General features: G+C 48.7%; 14 protein-coding genes. 9 read left to right on the forward strand and 5 right to left on the reverse strand.

From position 1 onward, the window contains the following. Nucleotides 1-12: 12 nt before the first annotated feature. From GQF01_RS11880 to GQF01_RS11900, 5 genes are all read right to left on the reverse strand, one after another. The gene (locus GQF01_RS11880) at nucleotides 13-1,671 is read right to left on the reverse strand and encodes an ABC transporter permease (protein WP_161406968.1); all 1,659 of its coding nucleotides are present in this window, start codon (nucleotides 1,669-1,671) and stop codon (nucleotides 13-15) included. A gap of 99 nt (nucleotides 1,672-1,770) precedes the next feature. Continuing rightward, nucleotides 1,771-2,805 carry an ABC transporter substrate-binding protein gene (locus GQF01_RS11885; protein WP_161406969.1) on the reverse strand — a complete coding sequence of 345 codons (1,035 nt, stop codon included), beginning with the start codon at nucleotides 2,803-2,805 and terminating at the stop codon, nucleotides 1,771-1,773. 24 nt (nucleotides 2,806-2,829) lie between these two features. Next, nucleotides 2,830-3,615 carry a DUF3919 family protein gene (locus GQF01_RS11890; protein ID WP_161406970.1) on the reverse strand — a complete coding sequence of 262 codons (786 nt, stop codon included), beginning with the start codon at nucleotides 3,613-3,615 and terminating at the stop codon, nucleotides 2,830-2,832. A 43-nt stretch (nucleotides 3,616-3,658) separates the two neighbouring features. Further along, the gene (locus tag GQF01_RS11895) at nucleotides 3,659-5,095 is read right to left on the reverse strand and encodes a sensor histidine kinase (RefSeq protein ID WP_161406971.1); all 1,437 of its coding nucleotides are present in this window, start codon (nucleotides 5,093-5,095) and stop codon (nucleotides 3,659-3,661) included. Between the two features lie 3 nt (nucleotides 5,096-5,098). After that, nucleotides 5,099-5,773, reverse strand: coding sequence for a response regulator transcription factor (locus tag GQF01_RS11900; protein WP_161406972.1), 675 nt, complete (start codon nucleotides 5,771-5,773; stop codon nucleotides 5,099-5,101). 262 nt (nucleotides 5,774-6,035) lie between these two features. Here GQF01_RS11900 and GQF01_RS11905 point away from each other — a divergent pair, with 262 nt between their 5' ends. The 9 genes from GQF01_RS11905 (at nucleotide 6,036) to GQF01_RS11945 (ending at nucleotide 17,377) form a co-directional block, all read left to right on the forward strand. Continuing rightward, a complete protein-coding gene (locus GQF01_RS11905) occupies nucleotides 6,036-7,067 on the forward strand; it encodes a fatty acid desaturase (protein ID WP_161406973.1) in 1,032 nt (343 codons plus the stop codon). Between the two features lie 108 nt (nucleotides 7,068-7,175). After that, complete coding sequence (locus GQF01_RS11910) at nucleotides 7,176-7,406, forward strand: hypothetical protein (RefSeq protein ID WP_161406974.1); 231 nt, start codon at nucleotides 7,176-7,178, stop codon at nucleotides 7,404-7,406. Between the two features lie 191 nt (nucleotides 7,407-7,597). Beyond that, complete coding sequence (locus GQF01_RS11915; protein ID WP_235959555.1) at nucleotides 7,598-8,530, forward strand: ABC transporter permease; 933 nt, start codon at nucleotides 7,598-7,600, stop codon at nucleotides 8,528-8,530. An 18-nt stretch (nucleotides 8,531-8,548) separates the two neighbouring features. Further along, entirely contained in the window at nucleotides 8,549-9,430 is an 882-nt protein-coding gene (locus tag GQF01_RS11920) for a carbohydrate ABC transporter permease (protein WP_161406976.1), read from the forward strand. 159 nt (nucleotides 9,431-9,589) lie between these two features. Continuing rightward, nucleotides 9,590-11,173 (forward strand): extracellular solute-binding protein, encoded by a 1,584-nt coding sequence (locus GQF01_RS11925; RefSeq protein ID WP_161406977.1) that lies wholly within the window; start codon nucleotides 9,590-9,592, stop codon nucleotides 11,171-11,173. Nucleotides 11,174-11,263: 90 nt separating this feature from the next. Then, entirely contained in the window at nucleotides 11,264-12,304 is a 1,041-nt protein-coding gene (locus GQF01_RS11930; protein WP_161406978.1) for a response regulator, read from the forward strand. Next, the gene (locus tag GQF01_RS11935; RefSeq protein WP_161406979.1) at nucleotides 12,301-14,148 is read left to right on the forward strand and encodes a cache domain-containing sensor histidine kinase; all 1,848 of its coding nucleotides are present in this window, start codon (nucleotides 12,301-12,303) and stop codon (nucleotides 14,146-14,148) included. The genes GQF01_RS11930 and GQF01_RS11935 overlap by 4 nt, the downstream gene beginning before the upstream one ends. Before the next feature lie 446 nt (nucleotides 14,149-14,594). Beyond that, nucleotides 14,595-15,362 (forward strand): SDR family NAD(P)-dependent oxidoreductase, encoded by a 768-nt coding sequence (locus tag GQF01_RS11940; protein ID WP_161406980.1) that lies wholly within the window; start codon nucleotides 14,595-14,597, stop codon nucleotides 15,360-15,362. Further along, entirely contained in the window at nucleotides 15,359-17,377 is a 2,019-nt protein-coding gene (locus GQF01_RS11945; RefSeq protein ID WP_161406981.1) for a heparinase II/III domain-containing protein, read from the forward strand. Before GQF01_RS11940 ends, GQF01_RS11945 begins: the two co-directional genes overlap by 4 nt. Nucleotides 17,378-17,387 lie beyond the last annotated feature (10 nt).

A 17,387-nucleotide genomic window follows, 5' to 3' on the forward strand; every position in this document is an offset into this window, starting at 1 on the left:
TCACTCCTTAACTTAGAAATCAAATATTTTCACTTTCGAGCGGAATATGAGCTTCATCACACCGAGTGTAGCCAGTGTAGTTCCCATCAATCCAACGGCAACAGCGGCCGCCCAGTAGTAGGTTCCGGTTTCAGCGTAGTTGAAGATCGATACAGCGGCGACGACCCATTTTGGCGTAATCAGAAAGACGATGGTGCTTAAAGTGTTCATGTTTTTCATAAAAGCGTAGACGAAGTTGGCAACAATGGTCTTTTGCAGCATCGGAAACACGATAGTTGTTAGTGTGCGGCGACTGTCTGCTCCGAGATTGGTGGCGGCTTCCTCGATGGATTTGTCCACCTGTTTGAAGGAAGCGGTGAGTCCTCGATACCCAACAGGCATCTGTTTAAGCAACATGGCTACGATGATCAAGATGGCGGAGCCTTGGAGCATGATCGGTCCATTGCTGAAAGCAACAATCAGGGCCAAGCCCACGAATGTTCCCGGCAATGCAATTGGCAGAACAGCCGTGAAATCGAGTATTTTTTTGCCAGGAAAAGGTTTGCGAACCACGACATATGCCAGAACTAGGGCGAAGCCGACGGCTAGAATAGAAGCGATAAGCGACAGCACTAAGCTGTTGAGAACAGCGGGGCTGGATGGGTTGAACACCATTTTAGTGATATGACTCAGTGTAAAAGTGTTATCTCGACCAAAGTTCTTCGTGAAAGCGAACAAGATCGTAATGGCGAACATCGACAGGATGAAAAGGGCCATGATACTGTTGAAAATAAATAGAAGGATGTCCGTCTTGCGGGACGTTTTGACCCGATTCAGACCGGAAACAGGCTTTCCAGTTATTGTTGAGTAGGAGCCCTTGGACAGCAGCTTGCTCTGAATCACGAAAACCAGCAGGGCTGGAATCACGAGGATGAGGCCCATTACGGATGCGAGGCCAGGCTCGTTATTAATGATTTCTCCGTAAATTTCAACGGCTAACAGAGAGTAATTGCCCCCGATCAGCTTGGGATTCCCGAAGTCGGCAAAGCAGTTGATCGCGACGAGCAGGAAGGCGTTGATAACGCCTGGCAAAGCTAGTTTGAACGTGATGGTGCGGAAAAGCTTGAAACCGCGAGCTCCTAAGTTCTGTGCAGCGATTTCCAGATTAGGCGAAATGGAGCGTAGAACGCCCGTAATGGTCATGTAGGCAAGCGGGAAATAGGAGATCGTTTGAACGATCCAGAGACCCGGCAATCCGTATAAATCTAGTTCGACGTTAAACCACGCTTTGAGTGTTTGTGATACCATGCCGCCTCTGCCGAATAAAAGCAAGAAGGCAAGGCCGGTCATAACCGATGGCGCGAGAATCGGGAGAAAAGCGATAAAACGGAAGAACTTTTTCCCTGCAATGTTGCTGTAATGAATCGAATAGGCATAAATGAAACCGCAGACCGTTGCAGTTAATGCCGAGAGAGAGGAACTGACGACTGTGTTCACTAGCGCTGTACCGTAACGGCTTTTGCTGAAGAATGTCGTCCAATCTGTCGCTCCTGGCAGGGCAATGACGTAAATAAGCGGATAAATGACGAAGAGACAGAGTACGGCGAAACTGATGAGTACGAGAATCAGCGAAGAGGGATCTTTCACCAGCTTGCTGATCGAAGTGCTCATGCCTTTTTTTTCTATAATCATAAGGGGCTCACGACCGCCTTCCACATTCTTTGTTTATAGGGGCATTGGTCCGCAGAACAGGCAGGCAGATGCGGTTACCAATGCCCTGGTAACGCTTTCTTATTTGAGGTTCTTAAGCGCGTCCTGCAGCTCTTTACGCTGTTCGGCTGCTTTCCATAGGCTGTAGCTTGTATTGTATTTAGTCGTTTTGATATCGATACCGCCTTTAGGGATCGGCACTGTAGGTTTCACGGAGCTTGCGAAGGCTGATTCGGTATAAAGAAGTCCAGGTTCATTCGTTAGCATGAAATCCATGAGTTTCTTGGCGCCTTCGGTATTTGCGCCGCCTTTGACAATAGCCAGCCCGCCAACTTCATAACCAGCGGCTTCAGGAACGATGGAGATAATCGGGCTGCCCTGATTTTTCATTTTCAGCTGATCCCCAAGGAAGGTAATACCGATGGTGTACTCCCCTTTAGCCGCTTTTTGAATCGGCTCGATACCGGATTTTGGTCTTTCCTTCAGGTTGGGCAGCAGCTTAGCTACATAGTCCAGCATTTTATCTTTGCCCCATACTTGCGCAAGGGAGGCTACAGCGGTGTAAGCGGTACCGGAAGTTGCCGGGTCGGACATGCCGATTTCGCCTTTGAATTTAGGATCAAGCAGCTCTTGGAACGTCTGCGGATAAGGGGCAGAAGCATATTTCTCTTTCCAACGCTGCTCGTTGATGCCAATAGCAATTGGATTTAGATAAAAACCAGTCCAGGAGCCTTCTTTATCTTTCATATTGTCCGGAATATCTTTGGCGTTCGGAGAAATGTAACTCTCCAGTGCCCCGGCTTTCTTCAATACCTCATGCGAGTCCGCTGGGCCGCCCATCAGGAAATCTGCCTGCGGTTTGCCCATTTCATTTTGAACGCGCGTCACGGCTTCACCACTCGGGAGGCGAAGAACGTCGTAGTCGATTCCGGTCTCTGCCTTGAATTTATCTAGGATCTTACGTGCTTCTTCTTCTTGAAAAATGGAATAGACGGTAATTTTGCCTTTTGCTTTCCCGCCAAAGACACCAGACTTGTACAGGAAGAATCCTGCTACAAGCACGACAACAATAACGGATAAGATTAGGGCGGAGCTGTTACTTTTCTTTCTAGCCATTTCATCAACCATCCCCTCGATAGGTTAGGAGGCGTCACTTAACTTGAAATAGGCTTTATGGTTGGTTTCATCCAGCAAATCGAACACAATGAAGTAAGCGTTGTCATATAGATCGATATGCAGCCAATGCTTCCCGCTCGCTGCTTCATCTTTTAACTGCACAACATAGTGAGCACTCGGGCGCTCTGCCATGAAGTCAAAATGGCTGAAATCGATCAATCGGACCGCTGTTCGCATCTGTGCCGTCAACGCACTCCGATCCGTTTCGGATAACGCTGCGAGAACGCCATCTTGCAAGCGAAATACCTGATGAACCGGGTTGGCGATCACACTGCCGACGGTTTCCGCGGTGAGCGTCTTGTCGATCAGCATGTTTTGCAGCTTGCGAATCTCTGCGCTGATATCTAGTGAGTTCACTAGGTCGCTGCCGAAACGGAAGCCGCTGGTCCCGATTTGGAAGGGCACATCCTCTTGATCCAAGTAAGCCATGGAGCCTGTCAGCAGAAGCCGTGAAGCGTTTGCACGAGTGGGTTGCCCGCCGCCGTTCAATAAACGGGTGAACGATGCCTTCCACGCGATCAGCTCCTTGGGATCTTCAATCGAGATAGTGCCTATACCCGGGTACGTGACATTCATGCTCATGGGAACGCCGTCGAACATGTCGCGGCTATTCGTGTCCTTAGGAACCGTCCGAACTTCATCGACTCCAATTCGGAAAACATAAGCAAAAATACCGATCAGCGTACAACCGATCACGATTTGCAATAAGATGAGACGCAACCATGAAAGCCCTTTCTTCTCCTCTTGCATGTAGATTACTCTCCTTTTATCTCAGAAAAATCATCGATTTGTATCAATTTTGTAACAGACCTTGGGATAAGACGGGTTCCATTTGGAAGCTCAAAATGACTTCAGTTCCGCTTCCTTCGCGGCTGTGTACGGTAATATCGCCGCCTTGCAGCTCCATTAATTGTTGGCACAGCAGCAATCCAAGCCCGTGCGAATGGGCGGATATTGGCCGTTCGGCTTTCTCGTCAGCAGGAAGGAACAGCGTACGTACTTCCTCTTCGGTCATGCCTTTGCCATTATCGGTAATGCGTACGAGACATTGGTATTCCTGCTGTTCCAGCCGTACATTCAGCTGTGTGCACTCGCTATGTTTGATTGCATTTTCTATGACGTTGAACAAAACCTGTTGTGTACGTTTTGGATCAATGTACACCTCGCATGCCTGCACTTGCACAGTAGTTGTAATTGCAGATTTAAGCAGCGTAGGCTCCAGAATACGCAAACTGTCCGTAAGGATCGCGGCCAAATCCGTGCGCTCAACCTGCACTCGCCAAGCCTCATCGCCTTTTAGCGACGATTGCAGCAGTTCTTCGACCATTTGCAGCAGTCGTGTGCTTTCTTTGCGGATGTAGACATTACATATTCGAATATCGTCGATACGCTCCATTTTATCGATCAGATCAGAGAAGCCGATGATGGAGGTTAACGGTGTTTTCAGCTCGTGAGTGACATTGTCGTAAAACTTTTTCTGCTTACTTTGCTCATAATGCAGAAGTTCAATATGTTCTTGCAGCGCCTCGGACATTTGATTGAAATCATCAGCCAACTCTCGCACCTCATCTTGGCTGCGGACCGTGATTTTCCGACTGAAGTCGCCTACAGTCACCAGCTTCAAAGCTTGCTGCAAGGCGTGCAACGGCTGCATGATGAAAAAAGAGAAGGAGTAGCTCGCGAGCAGAGCGACAAGCAAGCAGCCTAGTGCAACGCCAATAAACCAGGTCCTCATGGCAGACAGGGTCTCTTCGTGTTTATTTAAATCAAGCAAGTAGCGGAACCCGCCTACAATTTTCCCTTCGTAAAGAAAGGGGGAGGCGTAGATGAGCATCTGGCTGTTCTCACCTTCCGTTATGACGGTGGCGGTTTGCCCCCCAAGTGCGGCATCGATATCACTGCGCTTCACTAAATCTTCTCTATTGCCGCTGTCGCCGATAATGGTGCCCTCGGGATCAAACAGCTGCACTTGGAAGTTGCTGTTGGCGGCAAGGTGTGAAGCGATTAGTGGGGCATACGTCCCGGAAAAAAGCTGCTCGATGCTGATTTTTTTATCGTTTACAATTTTGAGTGCCTCGATGCGGTGCAGGTCATAATATTGGCTAAGCGTCTGGGTATCCCGCTCTATCATACTTTTGCTCAGCGTATAGTTCACGACCACATACATGGCAGCCAGCAGCATGATGATCGTAATCGTGTGCTGAATGAACAGCTTATTTCGCAGCTTCATGGCTTAAACCTCCAGCTTGTAGCCCATTCCGTGAACGGTGGCTAGCACATGATCATGGGGTTTGATTTTCTCACGAAGCCGATTCACCATCATATCGACGGAACGGGTTTGTCCGTAGTATTCGAAGCCCCATACCTGATCCAAAATGTGCTCCCGCGTGAACACCTTTTTGGGGTTTTTGCACAGCAGCCAGAGGAAGTCGAACTCTTTGCTAGTTGTTTTGACCAATTGGCCTGCCACTTTCAATGATCGCTCGTTGCGATCCATTTCTATGACACCTGCTTGAAGGACATCAGCCGTATGTGAGGCTGCATCCGGAGTCATTCGGCGCATAACGGCACGAATTCGCATGATAAGCTCCCGCGTTTCAAAGGGCTTGGTCAAATAATCATCGGCGCCGAGCTGGAAGCCTAATATTTTGTCGTTCATCTCGTTTTTCGCTGTGAGTACGATGACAGGTATTTCTTTGTAGGTTTGCTGCAGCGTTTTCAACAGTTCAAAACCGGATTGGTCAGGCAGCATCAGATCGAGCAGGATTAAATCGATGGGGTGAGAAGCGAGCGCGTCGAGCCCGGAGGCAATGGTGCCAGCTACGATAGGGTGAAAACCCTCAACTTCAAGGCTTAATTTGAGCAGCATCTGGATGCTGGAATCGTCTTCAATAATTAATATATGCATAGGAAAGTTCCTTTCCGGCGACATTTTGGCTAACTCACATTAATAAGAGTTCATCTATGTGTATTTATTCTACACAACAGACGAGCTATGTAAATATGCCTGACTTATATTGCATTTTACAAAAAGCGTTTTCAACCTTATGATGAGTGAGCGGTGTAATATTACTTTCCGTATAAGGGAACTTTATTTGATCTGCAACGTACTACAACTGTGACAACAAATCAGATCCGACACGATGTGGAGAGAAGGAGTTCTAAACGGAATGAAGCATGATGATAAAAATGGATGGCGTTCTGACATCGCACCCTACGAAAGGCCGCATATGAGGCACAGCGTTTGGCAAATTATTAATACGGTAATTCCCTTTTTTGCACTATGGTATTTCGCATATTTAAGCCTTTCCGTATCCATATGGCTTACGCTTGTGATCGACATTATTGCCTCAGGGTTTCTGGTGCGCATCTTTATCATCTTCCACGATTGCTGTCACAAATCTTTTTTCAAAAATAAATGGGCTAATGAAATAGTGGGTACCGTGACAGGAATTCTGACATTCGTCCCTTACCATCAATGGCGTTACACGCACTCCGTTCATCACGCATCCAGCGGTAACTTGGATCGCAGAGGTGTAGGCGATATTTGGACGCTGACCGTTGATGAATATCAGAAATCCTCATGGAAAAAAAGACTCACATACCGACTATACCGCAATCCGCTGATCATGTTCATTGTTGGACCGATCTTCATTTTTCTTATCGATTATCGTTTTAACCGCAAGCGTGCAGGAATGAAGGAACGTGTGAATACGTATATCACGAATGTTAGCATTGTGGGAAGTTTAGCTTTGCTGTGCTGGGCTATTGGCTGGCAGTCTGTTCTCCTTATTCAAGGTCCGATGTTTTTGGCCTCGGGTATGATGGGAATTTGGCTGTTTTATGTACAGCATAACTATGAAGAGGCTTATTTCGAAAATGAACACGAATGGGATTATGTCAAAGCGGCGATGCATGGCAGTTCGTTTTACAAGCTGCCTAAAGTGCTGCACTGGATCACGGGGAATATCGGCTTTCACCATATTCATCACCTGAGCCCGCGAGTTCCGAACTATTACTTGGAAAAGGTTCATAACAAAAGCGCCGTGCTGCGTAACGTCCAGACGATTACGTTGATTACAAGCTTAGAGTCTTTGAAGTTCCGTATTTGGTGCGAGGATACCAAAAGGTTTATCCGCTTCAAGGACTTGAAGCCTATTAAAGTGAAAAGCGGCCTTGTCAAAACGTTGGAAATCGACTAGGTGATCAGGCAGAGCCAGCAGTTAAAGTAGAGCTTCTACTTTGGCTGTTGGCTTTTTTATTGTTTTTGGGATTGCTGAGCGGGGGCCGCGAGTGAAGGGAGCTTGCATGTGCGTCGATCCTCATTGGATGAAATCCAACGTAAAGGCACTTTAGGGGGCTTTCACGTGTATTTCGTTGGACTAAATCCAACGGGGTGCTCGATTGGGCGCCATTATGAGGCATTTTCGCTGCAGCTGGTTGGAATTCATCCAATGAGACTGAGGATTTATGCCGATAAAACGTGGTTTCATTGGAATTCGTCCAATGGGACTTTTAGCGGCGCGGGGGAGGAGATATAAAAGAGGACTGGAAATCGTCACTCCCACAGAACCCCACCACCCATCTACTCCAACCTAAAAAAAACACAAGTCGGTGAAAAGACATTCCATTGTTGCAAGCGCTTTATCGAGGTACCATAGGGGTATAACATCGACGAAGAAATAGTGAGGGGGGCTAGATGATGGCGGTAGGCGCGCAAGCGGTAGAACAAATGAATAAGCGTGCGCAGGCGAAAAAGGGCAATTCCTTTCTGCGAACGTTTTGGAAGTATAGGGCGCTGTATCTGATATCTGTACCAGGGATTTTATATTTTATTATTTTCAAGTATGTACCGCTGCTAGGTTCAGTTATTGCCTTTCAGGATTACAATATTTTTGACGGCTTTACGGGCAGTAAATGGGTCGGATTCGAGCATTTTGCACGTATGTTTGCCCATTATGACTTTATCAAAATTTTGAAAAATACAGTCTTGATCGGTATCTACGATCTAGTGCTAGCGTTCCCTGCACCAATCATCCTTGCCCTCTTGCTTAACGAGCTGCGTGTTGTACTGTACAAGCGCGTTCTGCAAACGGTTGTTTATATGCCTCATTTCCTGTCATGGGTTATCGTGAGCGGGATTGCTATCGGCATTCTTTCGCCTTCGACTGGTGCAGTGAACCATTTCATCGCTTGGCTTGGTTTCGAACCGATTTATTTCTTAGGAGAAGAGTCCTGGATCCGCACGGTTCTGATCTCATCAGGCATTTGGCGGGATTCGGGTTATGGCACGATTATTTATTTGGCCGCGCTCGCAGGAATTAATCCCGATTTATATGAAGCTTCAGAAGTGGATGGGGCGAATCGCTGGAGACAAACCATTTCGATAACGCTTCCATCGCTGCTGCCAACCATTATGATTCTGTTCCTGCTGCACATTGGTAAATTCTTAGATTTCGGTTTCGAGCGCGTGTACGTGTTCTTGAATCCGCTGAATAAAGAAAATGGTGAAATTCTGGATACCTACATTTACACTGCAGGATTGTTAGGTCAACAGTTCAGCTATACTACGGCAATCGGCCTCTTCAAAGCCTTAGTAGGTGTCATCTTTATTGTAACAGGTAACGTGTTAAGCAAAAAAACAACGGGTGAAAGCTTGTACTAAGACGGAGGTGACCGCTATATGAATCGCAAGCCGACAGCCGGCTGGCAAGTTTTTAACGTGTTTAACGTCGTATTTCTAACGCTTCTATCATTGGCGATGCTCCTGCCGTTCTTAAACGTGCTGGCTCAATCGTTCAGTTCATCCCAAGCCATCGTGAATGGCAAGGTCTTCTTCCTGCCTGTACAGTTTACGGCGATCAATTATCAATACGTGTTTAGCGATGCGGCGATCTGGCGTTCTTTCGGAGTAACCGTGTATATTACGATAGTAGGTACGTTAATCAATTTGATTGCAACGGCTTCACTGGCTTATCCGGTGTCGCGCCCTGAATATGCCGGACGAAACGTAGTCGTGATCATGGTTCTGATTACGATGGTATTTACAGCTCCGCTGATTCCTAACTTTATTTTGATGAAAAACTTGCATCTGACGAACTCGCTTTGGGCACTTATGATTCCAGGTGCGATCAGCGCCTTTAACTTTTTCGTGATGAGGTCATTCTTCCTGCAAATTCCGAGCGAATTGATTGATTCCGGCCGCATCGACGGTTGTTCGGAGCTAAGAATGATCTGGAACATTGTGCTTCCTCTATCCAAGCCGGTAATGGCTTCCCTTGGGATTTTCTACGCCGTTGGGCATTGGAATACGTATCAAAGTGCGCTCTACTATATTAACAAACCAGCGTTATGGCCGCTTCAAGTGAAGCTGCGTCAACTCATTGTATCTGAAGATATCAGCATCGATCCGAACTCCTCACAATTTAGCGGACTAGCCCATATGGATCCTGAAGGTATCAAAATGGCGACGATTATTATTGCAACAATCCCAATTATCCTAATTTACCCGTTCTTGCAGCGTCATTTCGTCAAAGGGATGATGGTAGGCTCCGTCAAATCATAATGAGTCATTTGTGAAATCATGTATGAGATGCCGAGTTTTGACAACATTCTAAAAAAAAGACAATTCGAACTAAAGACAGCCCATATCGACAAATTGTAAACGCTTTTACAATGAGTGAGTAATAGGTCATATTTTAGCGAAATGAAAAGAGGGGTAGAAATGAAAAAATGGATTCCCACGACGATGGCTGCGGTTCTCTTGGCCAGTACGATGGCGGCTTGCTCTTCTAAACCAACAGAACAACCAACATCCAGCGCAGCAGCTAATGGAGCTAGTGCAAAGCCAGCTGAGAAAACGAAGTTCTCCATTTCCTTGCGTACTCTGGCATTCGGGCACGTGGAGAAGTCACCTGATATCAATCAAGATAAATGGGTAAAGAAACTAGAAGAATTAACGAATTCCGATATGAATATCGTGCTTGTTCCGCACAAAGAATATGAGCAAAAAATGATCCAAATGTTTGCAACCAACGACATTCCTGATGTAGTCCAAGGCAGCGGCGGTGTGAACGGGAAAGAAATGGCGGGTTCCGTCAAAGCAGGCGTATTCATGCCGCTGGATGACTTGCTGAAACAATACGGCCCGAACTTGCTGAAAAAAGTGCCAAAAGACGCTTGGGATAATGTAACGTACAACGGCAAAATCTTTGCGATTCCAGAGTACTTGTCCAACCCGTCCCGACGCGCGATCTTCGTTCGTAAGGACTTGCTGGATAAAGCCGGTCTAGGCGTGCCGAAAACGGTTGATGAGTACATGGCCGTGCTTCGCAAGTTCAAAGAAATGGGCGTTGAGAACCCTTACATGGGTCGCGAGAACTTCAAATATGCGGATTCGTTCTTCGGAGCTTATGACGTATATCCATACCTTTCTATGTTTGAGAAGTCCGGCGATCAAGTTTTGCCGAAATTTTTCGACACAGAGAATATGACCAAAGCGCTGCAAACGTACAAAACGATGTTTGACGAAGGTTTGATCAACAAAGAATTCGCAACTATCAACGCAACGGTATTCAAAAACACGATCCTTGCTGGTAAAGCAGGCATGTGGTCCATGAACGCCAATGAAATGCTGCAATGGGAAACACAGCTGAAAACGACGGTGCCAACGGGCGATATCGAGATCATCGCATCTCCGACAGGACCGGATGGTAAAGGTGGTCACTACCTGTACGGACCTGCGCCGCGTGCCTATTTTATTAACAAAAATGTGAAAAATGCTGCGCAAATCATCAAGTTCTACGATTGGATGATGTCTGACGAAGCAGAGAAATTCTTCACATTCGGTATCGAAGGCGACACTTACAAGACGGTAGACGGCAAAATCGACTATAAAGCACCAACAGATACTGCGGGTGTAGATGAAGAGCGTTACCGTCAATCCTTCTTGTGGTTGGTTCAAGATACAACTTATAATAAGGGCACACTCAGTATGACAGAAGATGGTAAGAAATTGATGAACGTGTACGACACGACTTTGAAAAATGAAGGACGCGATGGTATCAACTTCGAGCCGCGCCTGGAGTCGTTAATGAAAAACCCTGACATTTCACCGCTGTCCGACCAAGCACCTCCTGTTATTCTTTCGCATATGGTCAAAATGGTGTACGGCAAAGAGCCGATCTCCGACTGGCCGAAGGTTCTGGAAGAGTGGAAATCCAAAGGCGGCAACGATGTGATCAAGGAAGCTACAGAGAAATTCAATAGTAAAGATTCCGGTACGACTGTGTCGATGCCGCGTAAATAAGCTCAAGTATTGAGCATGACCGACTCCTCACGAGCACACCAGCGCGTGGGGAGCGGGCATTTCAGAAGGGTAAGAAGGGAGCGTCGCCTCATGTACCGCATACTCATTGTCGATGACGAACCGATGATACGCAAAGGCTTACAAAAACTAGTTGAACAATCGGAGCTGCCGATCGAAAGCCTGCGAACGGCTGAGAATGGTGTTGTCGCGCTGCAGCGGATTCAAGAGGATCGACCTGACTTTCTATTTACGGATATTCGTATGCCCAAAATGGACGGCTTGGAACTATGTGCCCGCGTTGCCGAAATGGATGCGGACATCCAGGTTGTCGTTATTTCCGGTTATAGCGATTTTGAATATGCCCAGAAATGTGTTTCTTATGGTGTTAAAGAGTATTTGCTGAAACCTGTGAATATCAAAGGTTTTCAGAATGTGTTAGAGAAGCTGATCCGTACCAAGTCCAAAGTAAGTTCCGAGTCTTTCGTGGCCGTAACGAAGCTGGAACAGTGGGCAAGCCGCATGGAGCATGCGGTGTGGATGCTGCATCAAGCGGAATTAAACAGTTTGCTCGAAGAAATTTATACAGAGCTTAAAGATTATAAGCTGAAGCTGAATCGGCTTCTCGATATTTTGCAGGAAATTCATACGCTGCTGCATCAACGTTTGAATGTGCGTGATGTTTATCTCATGCAAGGCGAGCTTGCCTTAACCGGCGCTGCCAGCGAAGAGGAAGCTTGGCTCCGATTCACCAATGCGGTTTATGGGCACTTGGATGAGCTGAGACATAAGCGGAAAGGGAAACTGAAAGATCCTGTGGAGGTAGCGAAACAGTACATAGAGTCGCACCTTGCAGAGGAGGTTTCCTTAGAGGAAGTGGCGGAATTCATTGGACTCAACCCTTCGTATTTTAGCCAATTGTTCAAGCAAAGCACATCGGAGACGTTCGTACAGTACCGCACACGCAGACGCATGGAGAAAGCGAAGAAGTTGCTGGAGCAGCCGCAGTGGCGCATCACCGATATTTCAGGAGAAGTCGGATACGCTGACCACCCGCATTTTACGAAAACGTTCAAGAAGTATGAAGGCTGTCTGCCTTCCGAGTATCGTCAGCAGATGGGGATTCGTACATGAGAGGCAAGACGCTGTCACGGCAAATTTTTTCCAACTTTCTAATCGTCATTGTGCTCTCCCTCGTATCGGTTGGAGCTTTCTCCTATGTCCAGTCTTCCAGGGCGCTGGATGGCCAAGTGAAGCAGTATATGGAGCAGATGATCGACAGCGCCAACTATCAGACAGATAGTTATTTGCAGGCTTATGAGCTCTTGAGCAACGCGTTTTCATCTAATTCGGATGTGCGGGCGTTCATGGAGATCAAGCCGGATGATTCGTACGAGTACTATGTTTACAGCGAAAAAATCAAGGAATTTGCACGTATTTCGGTGGTTTCCGTTGTTACCTTATATAAGCAGTTGAATATGATTTATGCGGTTGGCCAGCATGGGCGTTCAGTCATCTATGAAAATCAGAATTTGCTTAACTTCGATCCCGTATTGGTGAAAGAAAAGTATGATTATTTGATGAAAATGACGCCGGTTGACGGCAAAATTTCGCTGCTCAATATGAGCATACGCGAAGTTGATCAGGGCTCTGTTGTAACGATGGCACGTAAAGTAAGAGGGCCTTCTTACGGAGATGCCAATCGCGGGGTCGTCGCAATCGAGATCAAGCTGGATGAGCTGGCGAAGACGTGGGATCGGGTGAGTCTGGGGAAAAAGGGTTTCTTCTTCATCATCGATGACGCCGGAAACTACATTTACCCTCGTTCTATGAGTGAGCGCAAGCCGCAGGATGATCTGGCATCGCACGTGCTGGCAAGCGGTAACCAGACGTTCCTCTACAAGTATGAAGGTGAGGAGCGCATGTTTGTATCGCGCAAATCCGGTTACTCCGATTGGAATCTGGTGGCATCCATGCCTGTTGACGAGCTGAGGCGTCCGGCTAACACCATTCGAACAACAACGATCAGTGTAGGATTGATTACACTGGCAATTGCGTTATGGCTGGCCTCCCGTTTCGGGCGATCCATTATTGCGCCGATTCGTTGGCTGAAGGACAGTATGAGAGAAACAGAAAAAGGAAATTGGCAGTACATCGATGAATCAGGCCGTACGGACGAGATTGGCGGACTTATTCACAGCTACAACCTGATGGTGACGCGCCTTTCCGATATGATTGAGCGGGTGTACGAGGCGGAGCTCAATCAGCAGAAAAACGCTTTGGAGTTAGGGGAAACGAAGCTGGAGCGTCAGAGGGCTGAATACCAATCGCTGCAGCTGCAAATTAATCCCCACTTTTTATACAACACGCTCGAAACGATTAACTGTTATGCCATTGTTCAGGACTCGACCGAAATAACTGAAATGGTGGAAGCCATGGCGTTCATGCTCCGTTACTCGGTGCAGACCAATTTGGAAGAAATTACAGTAGCTAACGAGTTGAACCATGTTCGCAACTACATGATTGTTTTACAGCATAGGACGGGTAAAGAGTTTGAAATTGAAGTGGCAATCCCGCCAAACCTGCTGCTGGAGAAAATGGTTCGGCTAACGCTGCAGCCACTGATTGAAAATATTTTTCAGCATGCTTTTCCGGATGGCGTGGAGCCGCATCACTTTATCCGCATTAATGCCAAGAAGGAAAACGGCTTATTTCAGGTTTTTGTGGAGGACAATGGCATTGGAATGAAGCCGGAGCGGCTTGAAGAACTGCGCAAGAAGCTGGAGCAGAATCGTTTGGCGGAGCCGGAAGAGGGCGGTTCGCCTCGGCGTGGCGGCATTGGGCTCATGAACGTGCATCGGCGTATTCAGATGGTATTCGGCGAGGCCTACGGGCTGTCGATCGACAGCGAGTGGGAGTGCGGAACGTGCCTGACGATGACCATGCCAGAGACGGCTCGTCCAAGGATGCGGAGCTGAGGGGCAGGGTAGGAGATGGCGAAGCTGTACTGGCGGGGTAGAGGAGGAACGCCTGGAGAACGCTTGAGTCACGTTGCCAATCCCGCCAAGCACCCAAGCAGCCCAAGCACCCCTTACCTCTACCCATCTACGCTAACGGACAGAGATGACCTTAATCGGATCAAAAGTCTATCTCCAACAATTTTAACGGACACAGTAGTCCTTATTGGCTTGATATGAGGGCATTTCTATGCTCTGAGGTGGGAATAGAGTCACTCATGTCCGTTAGCCTTCGAAAAGAAGCAAATAGACTCATTTAACGTTCCTCGAGTCCGTTACACGCATCGGATGGCTAGTCGCTAAGGCGTACGATGAAAATTATCGTTGGTAAACGGGGAATAGAAGTCGCTAGAGGCTCTTATTCTCTCATTCATATATATCTTAAACAACACATGGGAGGAATTCATATGAACATCAACTTAACGGGGAAAATTGCACTGGTAACAGGATCCAACGCGGGGATTGGACGCGCCATCGCACTGGCTTTGGCAAGCAATGGAGCAAAGGTTGGCGTAAACTGCCTGAACAACGTGGCACAAGGGCAAGAAGTTGTCGCAGAGATTCAAGCGGCAGGCGGCGAAGCCGTGTTAGTGCAAGCGGATGTGACTAGTATCGAGCAGATCGATAGACTCGTTAGTGAAGTGGAGCAGGCACTAGGTGGAACGATTGATATTTTAGTCAACAATGCTGGTCATCTGGTACAGCGTGTAGCGAATTCTGAAATGTTTGAAGAGATGTATGACCGCATTATGGACGTTAACTTGAAAAGCACAGTGTTCATGTGCAAAAGAGTGTTAGCCGGCATGAAAGCCAAAGGTTACGGCCGTATCGTCAACATGACATCTGTTGCTGCACATAACGGCGGCGGGCCAGGATCGAGCGTTTATGCAGCGAGCAAAGCAGCCGTACTCACGTACTCCAAAGGCTTGGCCAAAGAAGTTGCAGCAAGCGGCATTACTGTAAATAACGTATCCCCGGGCTTTATTGGTAACACCATGTTCCATGCGACATTTACAACAGACGCAGCTCGCACAGCGACCATTACTGGCATTCCGCTTCAGCGGGAAGGAACACCTGATGATGTAGCTGGCGCCGTGCTTTACCTTGCTTCCAATTTGGCTTCTTATGTAACAGGAGAAACGATTGAAATCAACGGCGGGATGATGATGCGATGAGTACCGCACTGAGATCGGACCGTCTAGCACAACGATTAAAAGAGGAAATCGACAAGCTGCAGCAAGCCGGCAGCCTGTCGATTCCTCAAGAACCTGGTGGCTGGTGGCACCAGTATGTTTGCCCACACCATCACACCGAACTGGCGTTCGATGAGAAGCAAGTAGACGCATCCGAGTTCGCGTGCCCGCACGGATGCATCATTGAAGGCGAAGCTTACCGCGGCGCTTGGCTCGTCTTTAAACATCAGTCGCTGGCGCGCGTCGCTTTGCAGGCAGCGGCTGTCTACGCAGCGCTCGGCGAGGCTTCCTACGCCCAGCTTAGCAAAAAACTGCTCGTCGAATACGCCGAGCAGTTCCCGCTCTACCCCGTGCATCCAGAAGCGCAAAGCTGGATGCTGAAAGGGCGCGCTTTCCATCAAGCGCTCACGGAGGCGATCTGGTCCACAACGCTGATTCGCGCTTACTTGTTACTCCGCGATAAAGGCGTTGTGTTCGATGCGAAGGAGCAGGCGGCTATCGACGTCTTCCTAGGATTGCTTGCCGAGAGCATGGAAGAATACCGGCACATTCTCATTCATGAGCGGAACAATGCGGAGAACAATTACACCGCTTGGCTTAACGCATCATTGTCTTGCGTCTACGCCGCACGCGGCGAACAAGCGGCGCTGGAAGCGCTGATTGAAGGCCAAGGCGGCTTCAAGCACCATCTGTCGATCGGCGTGAAACCCGATCAGTTCGAATTCGAAGGAAGCACGTATTACCACGTATTCGTGCTTCGAGCGTACTTGATCGCTGCGGAGATGGCGCAGCGTTTCGGTATAGACCTCTACGCCGCCAGTGGCGCAGACGGCCAATCCATGCGCGGCATGCTGGAGGCGCTCGCCGAGCTGGCCGACGACCAGGGCGCGCTGCCTGCCCTGCATGACGGGCCGCTCTCGCGTGCTCCCTATGCCCGCGAGATCGCTGAGATCGCGGAGCAGGGGCTCGCGATCTACGGCATTGCCGGCCTCGCACCGGTACTGCGCGAAGCATACCGGCAGCTTGGCGCTGCCGGCGGAGAGCAGCTCGAGGCGCTGCTCTATGGCGCGAATGACCGCGCGCAGGTTCCAGCGGCGGCGCGTGCTTCAAGGCTCTGGCCGGATGCCGGATTCGTCATCGGCCGAGTGCCGGGGAACCCGCTGTCGTTCCTCGCCGATTTCGGCGAGCATGGTGGTTCCCACGGCCACTACGACAAGCTGCATCTGACATTGATGCATCCTGCGCAAACGCTTACGCCCGATTTTGGCATGGTGCCTTACGGCTCGCCTATGCGGAAATCGTGGTTTGCCGAAACCGCCAGCCACAACACAGTGTCGCTGGACGGCCTGTCGCAAGCGCCGCATGAAGGGCGCTGCGTTCGCTATGAGACGGCTGGTGACGGGAAGTCCGTCTATGCCTGGCTGGAATCCACTGGAGCCTATGAAGGCAGCACGATGAATCGGCATTTGCTGCTCACGGGCGAGTGGCTGCTGGATTGGTTCCAGGTTGAGCTTGCCGATGAGGCGCGAAGCATCGAATGGTGGATGCATCCCGCTGTTCAGCCTTTTACAGGATCGCTTGAAGAACGGGACGAGGTTTACACGCTTCGGATTCAAGAGAAAGATGGCTCCGCTTCCGTGGTAGCTGAACAGAAGCTGCCGATCATTGGCGAGCTGGTGCCGGATGACGGCCAGATGCAGTTGTCTTATGTGCTCGGGGATGACTCCGCCGTGTACCATGCGGCATTAGTAGAGAGCGGCGACGAAGTACTGGCAGTACATACGCCAGGAGACTCTGTCGACCCAAGTCAGCCGCTTACGGCAGTTTTGCATCGTCGCAGTGACCGCCAAGCGGATTTCATCCACGTTTACCGGGCAGGAAGCAGAGCTGAGCTTACACGCATTTCCGCACAGGAAATCGAGGTTTCGATACCAGGTCAAGCGGGAAGCGCAGTGCGCATTCAATTAACGCAAGATAAAGGTCTAATTTTTATATAGAAGAAGGGAG

The sequence above is a fragment of the Paenibacillus silvestris genome (genome assembly GCF_009882985.1).
Classification (GTDB): domain Bacteria; phylum Bacillota; class Bacilli; order Paenibacillales; family NBRC-103111; genus Paenibacillus_E; species Paenibacillus_E silvestris.

What these genes read in the sequence shown, in the direction of transcription:
- GQF01_RS11900 (WP_161406972.1), bottom strand. Translation starts at nt 5,773, where the DNA reads ATGCATATATTAATTATTGAAGACGATTCCAGCATCCAGATGCTGCTC.
- GQF01_RS11880 (WP_161406968.1), bottom strand. Translation starts at nt 1,671, where the DNA reads ATGATTATAGAAAAAAAAGGCATGAGCACTTCGATCAGCAAGCTGGTG.
- GQF01_RS11940 (WP_161406980.1), top strand. Translation starts at nt 14,595, where the DNA reads ATGAACATCAACTTAACGGGGAAAATTGCACTGGTAACAGGATCCAAC.
- GQF01_RS11930 (WP_161406978.1), top strand. Translation starts at nt 11,264, where the DNA reads ATGTACCGCATACTCATTGTCGATGACGAACCGATGATACGCAAAGGC.
- GQF01_RS11915 (WP_235959555.1), top strand. Translation starts at nt 7,598, where the DNA reads ATGAATAAGCGTGCGCAGGCGAAAAAGGGCAATTCCTTTCTGCGAACG.
- GQF01_RS11895 (WP_161406971.1), bottom strand. Translation starts at nt 5,095, where the DNA reads ATGAAGCTGCGAAATAAGCTGTTCATTCAGCACACGATTACGATCATC.
- GQF01_RS11920 (WP_161406976.1), top strand. Translation starts at nt 8,549, where the DNA reads ATGAATCGCAAGCCGACAGCCGGCTGGCAAGTTTTTAACGTGTTTAAC.
- GQF01_RS11890 (WP_161406970.1), bottom strand. Translation starts at nt 3,615, where the DNA reads ATGCAAGAGGAGAAGAAAGGGCTTTCATGGTTGCGTCTCATCTTATTG.
- GQF01_RS11925 (WP_161406977.1), top strand. Translation starts at nt 9,590, where the DNA reads ATGAAAAAATGGATTCCCACGACGATGGCTGCGGTTCTCTTGGCCAGT.
- GQF01_RS11945 (WP_161406981.1), top strand. Translation starts at nt 15,359, where the DNA reads ATGAGTACCGCACTGAGATCGGACCGTCTAGCACAACGATTAAAAGAG.
- GQF01_RS11935 (WP_161406979.1), top strand. Translation starts at nt 12,301, where the DNA reads ATGAGAGGCAAGACGCTGTCACGGCAAATTTTTTCCAACTTTCTAATC.
- GQF01_RS11885 (WP_161406969.1), bottom strand. Translation starts at nt 2,805, where the DNA reads ATGGCTAGAAAGAAAAGTAACAGCTCCGCCCTAATCTTATCCGTTATT.
- GQF01_RS11905 (WP_161406973.1), top strand. Translation starts at nt 6,036, where the DNA reads ATGAAGCATGATGATAAAAATGGATGGCGTTCTGACATCGCACCCTAC.